Below are 12154 nucleotides of genomic sequence, written 5' to 3' on the forward strand. Positions count from 1 at the left end.
CATGAAACTTTCTCCCTATTTCACCCTGCTTACGAGTGTTGCGTTGTTTGCCTGTGGCAGTAACAAAACAGATCAGCAGCAAGGTCCACCACCACCTACCCCTGTTTCGGTTGCCAAAGCGACAAAAGGGAATGCAACCTACTATGACGAGTTTCCGGCTACGGTAACGGCCTTGCTGGAGGTTGAGATTCAGCCGCAGGTGGCTGGTAACATTACGGGTATCTTTTTTCAGGATGGGCAGCATGTTAGCAAAGGACAGAAGCTTTACACCATCGACCCGCAGCAGTACCGGGCTAGTTACGATCAGGCGGTAGCCAATCTGAATGTACAAAAAGCCAATCTGAACCGGGCCCAGAAAGATGCGGATCGGTACAACACATTAGCTCAGCAGGATGCCGTTGCCAAACAACTGGTCGATAATGCCAATGCTACGCTGGAATCGGCCAAAATGCAGGTCGAAGCGGCTCAGGCAGCCATCCGGCAGGTAGGAACGAACCTGAAATACACCACGATTTTTGCGCCCCTGGACGGGACAATCGGTATTTCGCAGGTTCGGCTCGGAGCAGCTGTAGCACCCGGTCAAACGCCACTTAATACCATTTCGTCTGATAACCCAATAGCGGCCGATGTGCAGATCGATGAGTCGCAGATTCAGCGGTTTCTAAAGTTACAGAGTCAGCCCAACGTGACGCGGGATTCGACCTTTGTCTTGCTTTTGCCGAGTGGACAGCCGTACGCTTTTCCCGGTTCAGTACGCATTGTAGACCGGGCTGTTGACCCACAGACGGGTACGTTACGGGTGCGTATTGCCTTCCCGAATCCTAACCGACAACTGAAACCGGGACTGAATGTGAACGTTCGGGTGAAAAATAGCACAGGCGAACCGCAGTTGCTGATACCATACCAGGCCGTAACGGAGCAGATGAGCGAATACTTTGTGTTTGTCGTAGGCGATAGCAGCAAGGTGAGTCAGAAAAAAGTGACGCTCGGTGCCCGGATCAATGATAAGGTCGTCGTGAAAAACGGCCTGAATGAAGGCGAAACCGTCGTAACGGAAGGCACCCAGAAAATTCGGGAAGGAGCGAAAGTAAAAATTAATGAGTGAAAGAGTGAAAGAGCGAAAGAGTGAATCATGCTGACTCCCTTTCGCTCTTTCACTCTTTCGCTCTTTCACTCATTGGATTATGTTCGCAGAAATATTCATCAACCGGCCGGTTACGGCCATAGTGATATCGGTGGTTATTGTAGCGCTGGGGGTGCTGGCCTTGCAGAGCCTGCCCGTCAGTCAATATCCCGATATTACACCCCCAGTCGTGCAGGTGACGGGTACGTATACGGGAGCGGATGCCCAAACGGTTGAACAGACCGTAGCGACGCCCATTGAAACCCAGGTGAACGGGACGCCCGGCATGGATTATGTGCAGACCAATGCCACCAACGACGGCCGGATGACCATGAACGTGACGTTTAAGGTGGGGACGGATGTGAACATTGCCGCACTTGACGTTCAGAACCGGGTGGGGATCGCACAGCCACAATTGCCCGAAGAAGTTACCCGGCTTGGGGTTGTGGTGCGGAAGCGGAATCCATCGCTGTTTATGCTGGTGGCGATTTATTCGCCCAACAAAACCCACAACGTTTCGTTTCTGGATAACTACGCCAACATCTACATTCGCGATGCCCTGCTTCGGGTGCCGGGAGTAGGGGATATTTTCAGCCGGGCCGATGATTTCAGTATGCGGATCTGGCTCAAACCCGATCGGCTGGCGCAGCTTGGCTTAACCCCCGACGATGTAGTGGGTGCCCTTCAGGAACAGAATTTACAGGTAGCAGGCGGTTCGGTAGGCGCGTCGCCACAACCGTCCACCCAGGCGTTTGAGTATACAGTTTTTACCAACAGCCGACTCAGTAAAGAAGACGAGTTTAAGAAGATCATCGTGCGGAGTGACCCAGCACGTGGTTCTCTGGTGTATCTGGAAGATGTGGCTCGGGTGCAACTGGGTAAGTTTTCGTATGCCAGTAACTCGTTTGTCGATGGGAACCGGGCGGCTTATCTGCTGGTCTATCAGTTGCCGGGTAGTAACGCCATTGCCACCGCCAAGGGCGTATATGCTGCGATGGACAACCTGAAAAAGACGTTCCCCAAAGACATTGATTATGTCGTGCCGTTTGAGTCGGTATCGGTTATTCAGGTGTCTATTTCGGAAGTGGTCGAAACGCTGCTCGAAGCATTGGGGCTGGTGGTACTGGTTGTATTCCTGTTCCTGCAAAGCTGGCGGGCTACCCTGATTACATTGCTAGCCATCCCGGTGTCGATCGTTGGTACATTTGCCTTGTTTGTGCCACTAGGGTTTACGATAAATACGCTGACACTCTTCGCGTTCGTGCTGGCTATCGGTATCGTGGTCGACGATGCCATTGTGGTGGTGGAAGCCGTGCAGGTGAATATCGATAAAGGGATGTCGCCAAAAGACGCGACTAAGGAAGCGATGGCCGAAATTTCGGCTCCCGTTATAGCCATTGCCCTGATTCTGGCGGCTGTGTTCGTTCCGGTTGGGTTCATACCCGGCATTGTCGGGCGGTTGTACCAGCAGTTTGCCATCACCATTGCCGTATCGGTACTGATTTCGGCCTTTGTCGCCCTGTCGCTGACACCTGCTTTATGTACGCTGCTCCTGCGTCCGATGCATATTGACGAAAAAGCGACTGGACTCAACAAGTTCTTTTACAAATTCAACCTGGTATTCGAACGCATGACCAATTCGTATACCAACAGTGTCAAACGACTCATCAAAGCGACCCCGCTGGTGATTGTTGGGCTGGTTGTTATTTACATTGGAACGGGGCTGTTGTTCCGCGCAAAGCCTACCGGATTCCTGCCAACGGAAGATGAAGGCCGTTTGATTGTGACCTACGAAATCCCGGAAGCGGCTTCAACCTCCCGGAGCCTTGTCGTGCTGAATAAGGTGATGGCCATTCTGAAAGCGCAGCCATACGTCGCCCATTTTTCGGCGCTGGGTGGTCTGAATGCCATTACGTTTGCCTCAAAATCGAATAGTGGTACGGTATTTATTCAGCTCAAACCCTGGGAAGAGCGCAAAGAACGAAATATGCAGGCCGATTCGCTGGTAGTGAAACTCCAGCGGGCGCTTTCGAGCCTGAACGATGCCCGTCCGCAGGTGATTCAGCCGCCTGCTATTCCGGGTCTTGGACAAAGCTCCGGGTTTACCTTTGAAATTCAGCAGCGCGAAACCAACGACGATGTCCGCGCTTTTGATAATGTGGTACAGAACTTCCTGGCCGAAGCCAACAAACGACCCGAAATTGGCCGTGCCTTCTCGTATTTCACCGCCAAGACTCCGGCTTACCGAGTAGATGTGGACCGGGATAAGTGTAAAAAGTTAGGGATACCTGTCAGCAGTGTGTACCGGACGATGCAAACGTATCTGGGTAGCCAGTACGTCAACGACTTCATTATTTATGGACGTAAGTTCCGCGTGGTGGCGCAGGCCGATACCATGTACCGAACCGATGTGCGGAATCTGGGCAATTATTACGTACGAAATCAGGCTGGTCAACTGGTGCCGATCAGTACGGTAATTAAAACGACGGTTATTGAAAATGCGCCCCTGATCTCGCACTTCAACCTGTTCCGGTCGGTTGAGTTAAACGGCGGGGCTAAACCCGGCTTTAGTAGCAGTCAGGCCAATGATGCGTTGCGGGAAGTAGCGGCCAAGGTGTTGCCTGCCGGTTATTCCTATGATTTTGGTGGCCTGAGTCGGGAGGAGATCAATGCCGGGAATACATCGATATACATTTTCATGCTATCGATTGGGTTTGTCTTTCTGTTTCTGGCCGCTTTATACGAAAGCTGGTCGGTTCCCTTCTCAGTCTTATTATCAGTGCCGATTGGCGCGTTGGGGGCTATTGTCGCGCTTATCCTGTTTCCGTATTTAAGCAACAACGTGTATGCCCAGATTGGCTTGATTACCCTGATCGGTCTGGCTGCGAAAAACGCCATCCTGATTGTCGAATTTGCGAAAGAACGGGTGGATCGGGGAGAAGACCTCATTCAATCGACACTGGAAGCTGTTCGATTGCGGCTCCGGCCTATTCTGATGACATCGCTGGCGTTTATTCTGGGCGTATTTCCGCTGGCCATTGCCAGTGGAGCCGGTGGGGTAGCCCGCGCTACGATTGGGCGAACCGTACTGGGTGGGATGCTGGCGGCTACGTCGATTGCTATTTTTGTCGTGCCTGTTTTGTACGTGGGTATCACGCGGCTGGCCTATGGTAAAAAGGGACTGGAAGAACTGAAAAAGAACGCGAAGAACGAAGAGAAGCCTCAGGAAGAACCACAGCCAGCGATCGATAAGTAAGGCGAATTACGAGCGAATTGACGCCTGTTGTAAGCTCATAAAGACCTTGGGTTGATTGTTGATTTTCTGTTCGTTCGCTTTCCGGTATTCTTGCAAAGGATTTACATCAAAAGCCTTTGCAAGAATGACAGGACGCAAAAAGATATTTCTGACCGCCGGAAATCAACAATTACCTTCCATTACCGCACAGGGGCGGGTGCATTATTCGAGTGATGGGCGGAGCGGTACCGTGCACTATTCGAGCCCACAGGCTTCCTTTTCCATGTGGTACGAATTTGCTGGAGGTAATGCCATTGCGATTATTGATATACCAACCCCCGAAACCTGGGTAGAACGAACTAAACTTCCTCTAACTGAACGCGAAACGGTGTTGCAGTTTATTGGTGATCAGGTTGTTCGCGATCAGGTGCCGGGTGGTGGCTATTTCGACTATTCGGACAATACCATGACAATCTGTCGAGGCCAAAAGCCTGTATAGTCAGGCAATTGATCCCTTCTGACTAGTAATTACACCTCACCCTTTAATGGCTGGATGGTTGGGGCAAACAGGTGGATGAGTAACCAGGCCAGCAGATAGGCACTTCCACACATCAGAAAGATGTAATTGTACCCAATCGTAATGTTGCCCTGTGCTTTATAGGTATCCAGTAAGGCACCTACAACTATTGGAAATAAGATTCCTCCCACCGAACCGGCCATACCGCCCAGCCCAACTACTGAGCTCACAGCGCTCTTGGGAAACATATCGGATACCAGCGTAAATAGATTGGCGCTCCAGGCCTGGTGTGCAGCCACCGCCAGACTCAATAAACCCACAACCTCCCAGATGGATGTCGCATAACGAGTCAGTACAATGGGTACAATGCAGAAGGCATACAGCAACATGGCCGTTTTTCGCGAGCGGTTGATGGTCCACCCCCGATTCAGAAAGTAGCCCGATAAATAACCACCCCCAACACTACCAATCGTCGCGGCTGTATAAACGATGATGAGGGGTAGGCTTGGTTTCTTAAGGTCAAGATTAAACGAGGCTGCAAAATAGGAAGGGAGCCAGAACAGGAAGAACCACCATACGGGGTCGGTTAGCAGTTTGCCCAGAATAAACGCCCAGGTCTGACGGCGCCGAATCAGATCGATCCAGCGAACGTTGGAGGCTCCCTCCGTCGTCCCTTCGGTATCCTGCGTGATGAAGGCCAGTTCCTGCGTCGATACATGCTTATGGTTTTGTGGGCTATTGTACGACCACCACCAGAAAAAAAGCCAGATAAATCCGATCAATCCCGTCAGTATAAACGCTACCTGCCAGCCGTATACGCCTAGAATCCAGGGAACGGCGATGGGGGCGACCACCGCGCCAATATTAGTACCCGCATTGAAAAGACCCGTAGCGAGTGCCCGCTCATGGCGTGGAAACCATTCGGCCACCGTCTTGATGGCTGCCGGGAAGTTGCCGCCCTCGCCAAGACCCAGTAAGGCCCGATACACCCCAAAGCTGAACGTGCTGGTGGCTACGGCGTGCAAAGCAGCGGCTATCGACCAGACTAAGACGGCGAGTACATACCCCACCTTCGTACCAATTTTATCGATTAGGCGACCAAAGACGACATAACTAAGCGCATAAGCCGCCTGAAAAGCCATGACAATATGGCTATAGTCTGTTTCGGTCCAGTTGAAGATTGTTTCCAGCGTTGGTTTAAGCAGACTGATCACCTGACGGTCCAGGTAATTGATCGTGGTCGCCACAAACAGTAATCCAACAATTCGCCAGCGGTAGTTGGTCATAAATTGGTAATCATTAAATGGTCATCGCTAGTCATTAAATGGTCATTACTGGTTACTGACCGCTTCGCGGCAATGCACAGTGAAAGGCTATAAATGACCACCAATGCCGGTACATGACAATAGAGTTAAAACGGTAAGGTGCGGAGAGACTGGCTACTTTCCTGAGCCAGATCAATGATTCGCGCTAGCTGCTGAATGTCGGTAGGCGTAATTTCGGGCTGGGCTCCATTAACGATCACCTCATACAGATTGTCGTAGAACGGAGCGTAATTACCCGGAGCACTTTCTATAATTTCGGCTTGTCCATCCCGGTACAGCGTACCCCAGCGGTCGTCGGGCTCGATGCCTAAATCGGGCTCATTGGGGAGTCTATTCGTTCGGAGTCGTTCCTCTTGTGGGTCCAGGCCGCCTTTCAAAAACGAACCTTCGGTGCCATGCAAACTGTACCGTAATTTGTTCTGATACATCATCAGGCTGGATTCGAGCCGAACGACCTTATCGGCATAGCCTAGCTTAATGTCGAAATAATCGGGGACGTGGCTATTGGGGCGCAGGATTCGAATGGTGCCCTGTACCGTTTCAGGAGCTCCAAACAAATGCAGGGCCTGGTCGAGTAGGTGAGGTCCCAGATTATACAAATTGCCTCTTCCTGTACCTGCCTGTTCTTTCCAGCTCTGCGAATTGGGGGGTACAGGTGAATAGCGGTCGTATCGGCACTCATAATCGACCAGCGTGCCCAAAGCCCCGTCGGCCAGCAACCGTTTAATCGTCAGAAAATCAGAGTCCCAGCGTCGGTTTTGGTAAGCAGTGGCCAGTTTGCCCTGTTTCTGAGCCAGTTCGAGCAGGTCGATGGCTTCGCGTTCGGTCAGAGCAAACGGTTTTTCAACGACAACGTGTTTCCCCTGTTCGAGGGCTTTTCGGGCGTAGTCAACGTGGGTTTCGTTCGGACTACAAATAAAAACCAGGTCAATCGCCGGGTCTGCAAAGAGTTCATCGGGAGTAGCTACCCATTCAATCGACGGATCGAACTGCCGGACTGCATCCGGACGGCTACTGGCAATTTTTTTAAGATGAAAACGCGGATTGACCGTCAGAAACGGCGTGTGAAAATAACGCCCTGATAGCCCAAATCCCACCAAACCTACTTGAATAACCTGCGGCATATAGCGATAGAGGAATTAGGAAATACAATCGGTTTACGGCTTTCTGAACGCGGCTGTAAACTGATTGTATTTCCTATAAAGGAGTTAGCCTGGGTTTATCTCCTGTTTAGGATGGCAAATTGTTGGTTAGTTAGCTACTTCGCCGTTCCTGAAACAGGTACCAGTTGAGCCGATAGGTCAGGCGTTTTCATGTCTTTGTCGAACGGAAACATGGGGTGTTTGATGCGTTTATAGGGAAGCCGGAACAGATCCTGGTCGACACCACCGGGCGTTAGTGCCATGATCCAGTCCGCACGCATGTTGTACAGTTCCGGTTCGAGGTAGCCAATCTTCACAACGACGATATCCGCTTCACGAGGCTTCAGTCCAAGCCGGGTAAAGTCGATTTCTTTGTGATACGGTTTGCGCTTTTGCGTAATGATCACATGCACGCTCCCTACCTTGATAACCGCTTCTACTTCAGCATCTTTATCGCCGTGTACAATCGATTCTACAGTGCCTTTGAGGGGAATCGGAGGGGCGTATCGGGCATCAACTGCCGCTCCGGCTTTTCCTTCGACAGTTCCGCCAACGCCAGCCGCAATGGCCTTTTTGATTAGCTCCGGAGCCGGTATGGACGCGTAAATCAAGGAAGGGCCATTCGCCTTCTGAAAGGCTGGTCGGGACAAAATCTGAGTGAGTGTCCAGGTAACATCGCCTGCTCCACCAGCCGTTGGATTGTCGCCGGTATCACTAATGAAAAAGGGATGTTTCGAACTGGTTAAGGCTTTTGCCAGGCATTCATCCAAAGTACCTGTTGGTGCCACAAAACCGAACTCGGAGCGGACCCGCCAGAAATGCTGCGCCAGTTTTTCGGCCGCCTTGGCCACACTGGCTTTATCGTCGCCGGTAACCATCACAACGGCATGGTTGCGGGGTTCATCGGCCCAGGCGTATCCAATCCAGATACCGGCATCGACAATACCCGGCTGATGGTCGGCCAGGGGAGCTACTTCCTGATACAGGCTTTTGCCCGGCTCGATGCGCGTGCTGGTTTTTTCGCCGGGAAGCAAAATCGGGATGGGTATCCAGGCTTTGTAGGCTGGTTTGCCCTTGCCGCTTTTGATGCGTTCCAGCAAATGAACAACCGCCCGTTCTTTGGTTTGCATGGCATCTTCGTGCGGAGCCATCCGGTAGCAGGTCATCAGATCGGTGTTTTGGGCCAGCCGCCAGGAAACATTGCCGTGCAAATCCATTGAGGTCGAGATGAGCGTCTTATAGCCAATGACCTGTCGGATTCGGGTGATCAGGTCGCCTTCGGGATCATCGAGCCCTTTCACGCTCATAGCCCCATGGATGTCGAAATAGAGCCCATCATACGGACCATATTTTTTGAGCGAATCCAGCATTTTACCCACCAGCGACTCGTAGGCTTCGCGGGTTACAGCCCCACCCGGCAGCGATTTACCCACAACCGTCGGAAACCAGATAGCCTGTTTCCGCAAAGGGGCCACGGGCATCATGAATGGATAGGCATTGAATACTTCGGGGCCGTAGCGGGCGTGGAAGGCCTCTTCCAGGGTAACGGCTGGAGAAAACGTGCTGGACTCGATGCCCAATCCCGCAATGGCGATGCGGGGTAAACGCGTGTCATTGCCAGGGGCCGACTGGGCAAGGCTGACTTGAATGGAGAGAAAAGTGGTGGTTAGAACGAAGAAGAGCTGTTTCATGCCCACAAGTTAACGCATTGCTTCGAAATCCGTGGCTGTAGAATCCGACAGACTAGCGTTCTTTCGTCCGGGTATAGAAACGAGCCTGAATTTGCCGAGTCGATTGGTGCATTTCATGTTGTAAGTCATGCATCTGATCGGCGGGCAGGTCTTTAAAGGACGCATTTTCAGGATGGTGATGCTCGTGAGACCCTCAGTAGATGAAAGTTAGCCTGACAATTATTGAAAACAGGAGGGTAGTACCGGCGCTTGTATAGTTACCCAATCGCACGGGTGATCCCGTAATTATGAGCGCACTTGAAGACTACTCCTCCTGTGGCACTAGTTATATGAGCATAGAAGAGGGCTGAATACAGTAATGCAGATTTCCAGGCGGTATTGTAGGCTATATGACATTGGAATCATAGAAGGTAGTGGGTTCGAGTCATTATTCCCATACGGGGAAAGGATCCTTAAAAGCACCCTTATTTTCCATATGGTTAAGCTCATGTTCGGTGCATAAGCAGTCCATTAGCTCAGCCGTAATCTGGTTTTGGTTTAAATCCTGCCCAATGATAACCAGTTCGTTCTGGCGGTCGCCAAACCGTTTATGCCAACGCGAGTCGATTGCCTGCCGATTTTCTAGGAAGGAAGCATAGCGTAGGCGTTGAGAAAAGGGCATAGAAGCCCACCAGACTCCCGCTCGTTCGGCCCGAAGGCTTCCGCCCGCCTGACTAAAATTCAGGGCATCGGCTGGTCGGGAAGCCAGCCAGAACAGTCCTTTACTACGAATGATACCTGCTGGGAAGTTTTCGCTCAGATAATGCCATAGACGTGCCGGGTGAAACGGCCGACGATCTCTGAAAACAAATGACGAAATGCCATACGCTTCGGTTTCGGGTGTATGACCCTTGCCGGATTTATGATTCTGTAATTCCTGAATCCAGCCCGCTGATTGGGAGGCTTCATCAAAATCAAACAAATGGGTGTTTAAGACTTGGGTTAGCTCGACCTTCGAGAACTGGCTTTCGATGAGTCGGGCGTTGGGGTTGAGTTTTTGAAGGATTGCCTTTAACTCGCCTAGTTGATTCGGCTTGAGCAGGTCTGTTTTGTTCAGTACGATCACGTTGGCAAACTCAATCTGGTCGGTCAGCAGATTTACGATCGTGCGTGTATCCGAAGCGTCGTCATTTAATTGTCGTTGGTAAACTGTATCGACCGAACTAAAGTCGCGGGGGAAATTGAACGCATCAACCACAGTGACCAAGGTATCGAGCCGGGCGAATCGCGACAGGTCAATGCCCTGATTTTCGTCGATAAAGCTGAACGTCTGTGCTACGGGCAAGGGTTCAGAAATCCCCGTGGATTCGATCAGTAAGTAATCAAAACGACCTTCGCGAGCCAGTTTTTCAACTTCAATCATCAGGTCTTCCCGGAGGGTGCAGCAGATGCAGCCATTACTCATTTCAACCAGCTTTTCTTCCGTTCGGGATAGGGTATTTTGCTGATTCACGAGTTGGGCATCCACATTGACCTCGCTCATATCATTCACGATGACGGCCACTTTCAGCCCTTGTTTGTTGTGCAGGATATGATTGAGGAGGGTCGTTTTGCCAGCCCCCAGAAAGCCACTAAGAACGGTCACAGGTAGTTTTTTCATAATTGATTGCGTGATTTACTGAAGCTCGGCGTCCTCCAGTATGTAGTTTAATTCATAAATATTGTCGGCGTTGAGTCGTAAAGTACCCGAAAATGTTCGTCGCTCGTCTGTCTTGAATTTGTACGGCAATCGTTTGAATTTGAGAGCAATAATGGATTCGGGACCGGCAGCTCCACAGAAAAAACAGGCCGCCATGGGGAATCGGGAAACAACATAAATGCCCCGCTCCAAATCAATGGGAAGTACATAGCCTGCTATGCGGATGGATTTACCGGATAAGGCTTTTACCGAGTTGCCAAAATGAGGGTACAGCATCACAACGCCTTCTTCGGGATACCATTTTTTTTTGAACTGAACATCCCGCAACTGCTCCCAGGATACCGTTTCTGGTATTGTTGTCAGATGGAGAGATACCCCAAGAAAAAAGGGTAGAAGTAAGGAAACAGGCGTCATGACACTCAGTGGTTATGATGTGTTCGGCAGTAACGAATATTCAGTAGATGGGTTACGACCAGCCCCAGCGAGGCTGCATAAGCCAGAAATTCAAACGATTCATGCACTTTTTCCAGCAGCAGGCCCGTTGCGAATAGCGCCAGGAGACTCCAGAGCGCACCCGCAATCCGTCCAGACGTATGGCGGGTTGCTGACCATACGGCCAGTATGTTGATCCCAATAAAAAGGTAATCGAGGCTAAGAAAGCCCATGCGTAGGGCATCGTGTTGAATAAAGGTGGAAGTCAGCACCAGAATAGGCGTAATCAGGCAATGGATGATACACAGAACCGATCCGGTAATGCCGATCCAGTCGGCACGTTGGCGAAAAACGAGGGATTTCATTGATTAAATCTGGCCGTAGTTTTGTTGTAAATGCAACATTGTTGCAAAAATAGAAAAGCAATTTTGTCTTACCAAGCTAGATGGATTATTTAATGCAGCATTGTTGCATTTTCATTGATTGGTGTACCTGAAATGCTGATGGATGAATTTGTATGTGTTTATTTTCAGGCTACCTTTGTTATACTATGCGCTCTCTACTGATTTATACACTCCTTCTGGCCGTGCTGCTACCCAGCATCAGCTCATGGGGTATCATTGCGCATTATCAGCTGAATAAAGAATACATTGCTCGGGTCTTGTGCGAGAATCGGGATAAACCGCAGATGCATTGTGATGGTAAATGCTACCTGGCTAAACGGTTAAAAGCGCAACAGGATAAGCAGGATAAAGAGACAACAGAGCGTGTTCAGCATACCTCACTGATTCAATTATATTTCGAGGCTAATCAGGCATTTACCTTTGTATCGCCAGTAGTGTATACACATCGGCAGGTATTTACGTATCTGCTTAGCCTGTACGCGGCTCCTACCCACGGCCTTCTTCGGCCACCCTGTGCCTGATCTGGTACGTTAATCATTTCCAGTCGATAGCCCCGCTAAGATGGGCAAGTTTGCTGTATCTATGGCTGTCGATCAATAGGTCGGTG

At 50.7% G+C, this 12154-nt stretch carries 10 protein-coding genes; 4 read left to right on the forward strand and 6 right to left on the reverse strand.

Translation table 11 applies throughout. From position 1 onward, the window contains the following. Position 1: 1 nt before the first annotated feature. The 3 genes from BGO59_RS36005 (at position 2) to BGO59_RS36015 (ending at position 4857) form a co-directional block, all read left to right on the forward strand. Complete coding sequence (locus BGO59_RS36005) at positions 2-1105, forward strand: efflux RND transporter periplasmic adaptor subunit (protein WP_293692506.1); 1104 nt, start codon at positions 2-4, stop codon at positions 1103-1105. 79 nt (positions 1106-1184) lie between these two features. Beyond that, positions 1185-4379, forward strand: a complete 3195-nt coding sequence (locus tag BGO59_RS36010; protein WP_293692508.1) for an efflux RND transporter permease subunit — start codon at positions 1185-1187, stop codon at positions 4377-4379. Between the two features lie 124 nt (positions 4380-4503). Beyond that, positions 4504-4857, forward strand: a complete 354-nt coding sequence (locus tag BGO59_RS36015; protein ID WP_293692510.1) for a hypothetical protein — start codon at positions 4504-4506, stop codon at positions 4855-4857. 29 nt (positions 4858-4886) lie between these two features. Here the strand turns inward: BGO59_RS36015 and BGO59_RS36020 are convergent, their stop codons facing one another. The 6 genes from BGO59_RS36020 to BGO59_RS36045 all read right to left on the reverse strand — a co-directional run bounded on the left by BGO59_RS36020 (position 4887) and on the right by BGO59_RS36045 (position 11508). After that, the gene (locus tag BGO59_RS36020; RefSeq protein WP_293692512.1) at positions 4887-6161 is read right to left on the reverse strand and encodes an MFS transporter; all 1275 of its coding nucleotides are present in this window, start codon (positions 6159-6161) and stop codon (positions 4887-4889) included. Between the two features lie 125 nt (positions 6162-6286). Then, positions 6287-7324: a Gfo/Idh/MocA family oxidoreductase gene (locus BGO59_RS36025; protein WP_293692514.1), complete on the reverse strand. Its 1038-nt coding sequence runs from the start codon at positions 7322-7324 to the stop codon at positions 6287-6289. Between the two features lie 134 nt (positions 7325-7458). Next, positions 7459-9033 (reverse strand): M81 family metallopeptidase, encoded by a 1575-nt coding sequence (locus tag BGO59_RS36030; RefSeq protein ID WP_293692516.1) that lies wholly within the window; start codon positions 9031-9033, stop codon positions 7459-7461. Positions 9034-9460: 427 nt separating this feature from the next. Then, positions 9461-10672: a GTP-binding protein gene (locus tag BGO59_RS36035; protein WP_293692518.1), complete on the reverse strand. Its 1212-nt coding sequence runs from the start codon at positions 10670-10672 to the stop codon at positions 9461-9463. A gap of 15 nt (positions 10673-10687) precedes the next feature. After that, positions 10688-11125, reverse strand: a complete 438-nt coding sequence (locus BGO59_RS36040; protein WP_293692520.1) for a DUF3299 domain-containing protein — start codon at positions 11123-11125, stop codon at positions 10688-10690. A gap of 5 nt (positions 11126-11130) precedes the next feature. Continuing rightward, positions 11131-11508, reverse strand: a complete 378-nt coding sequence (locus BGO59_RS36045; RefSeq protein WP_293692521.1) for a MerC domain-containing protein — start codon at positions 11506-11508, stop codon at positions 11131-11133. A gap of 185 nt (positions 11509-11693) precedes the next feature. Here BGO59_RS36045 and BGO59_RS36050 point away from each other — a divergent pair, with 185 nt between their 5' ends. Continuing rightward, the gene (locus BGO59_RS36050; RefSeq protein WP_293692522.1) at positions 11694-12068 is read left to right on the forward strand and encodes a hypothetical protein; all 375 of its coding nucleotides are present in this window, start codon (positions 11694-11696) and stop codon (positions 12066-12068) included. Positions 12069-12154: the final 86 nt, after the last annotated feature.

The organism is Spirosoma sp. 48-14, assembly GCF_001898575.1.
Lineage (GTDB): Bacteria > Bacteroidota > Bacteroidia > Cytophagales > Spirosomataceae > Spirosoma.

What these genes read in the sequence shown, in the direction of transcription:
- BGO59_RS36015 (WP_293692510.1), top strand. Translation starts at nt 4,504, where the DNA reads ATGACAGGACGCAAAAAGATATTTCTGACCGCCGGAAATCAACAATTA.
- BGO59_RS36035 (WP_293692518.1), bottom strand. Translation starts at nt 10,672, where the DNA reads ATGAAAAAACTACCTGTGACCGTTCTTAGTGGCTTTCTGGGGGCTGGC.
- BGO59_RS36020 (WP_293692512.1), bottom strand. Translation starts at nt 6,161, where the DNA reads ATGACCAACTACCGCTGGCGAATTGTTGGATTACTGTTTGTGGCGACC.
- BGO59_RS36050 (WP_293692522.1), top strand. Translation starts at nt 11,694, where the DNA reads ATGCGCTCTCTACTGATTTATACACTCCTTCTGGCCGTGCTGCTACCC.
- BGO59_RS36005 (WP_293692506.1), top strand. Translation starts at nt 2, where the DNA reads ATGAAACTTTCTCCCTATTTCACCCTGCTTACGAGTGTTGCGTTGTTT.
- BGO59_RS36040 (WP_293692520.1), bottom strand. Translation starts at nt 11,125, where the DNA reads ATGACGCCTGTTTCCTTACTTCTACCCTTTTTTCTTGGGGTATCTCTC.
- BGO59_RS36030 (WP_293692516.1), bottom strand. Translation starts at nt 9,033, where the DNA reads ATGAAACAGCTCTTCTTCGTTCTAACCACCACTTTTCTCTCCATTCAA.
- BGO59_RS36025 (WP_293692514.1), bottom strand. Translation starts at nt 7,324, where the DNA reads ATGCCGCAGGTTATTCAAGTAGGTTTGGTGGGATTTGGGCTATCAGGG.
- BGO59_RS36045 (WP_293692521.1), bottom strand. Translation starts at nt 11,508, where the DNA reads ATGAAATCCCTCGTTTTTCGCCAACGTGCCGACTGGATCGGCATTACC.
- BGO59_RS36010 (WP_293692508.1), top strand. Translation starts at nt 1,185, where the DNA reads ATGTTCGCAGAAATATTCATCAACCGGCCGGTTACGGCCATAGTGATA.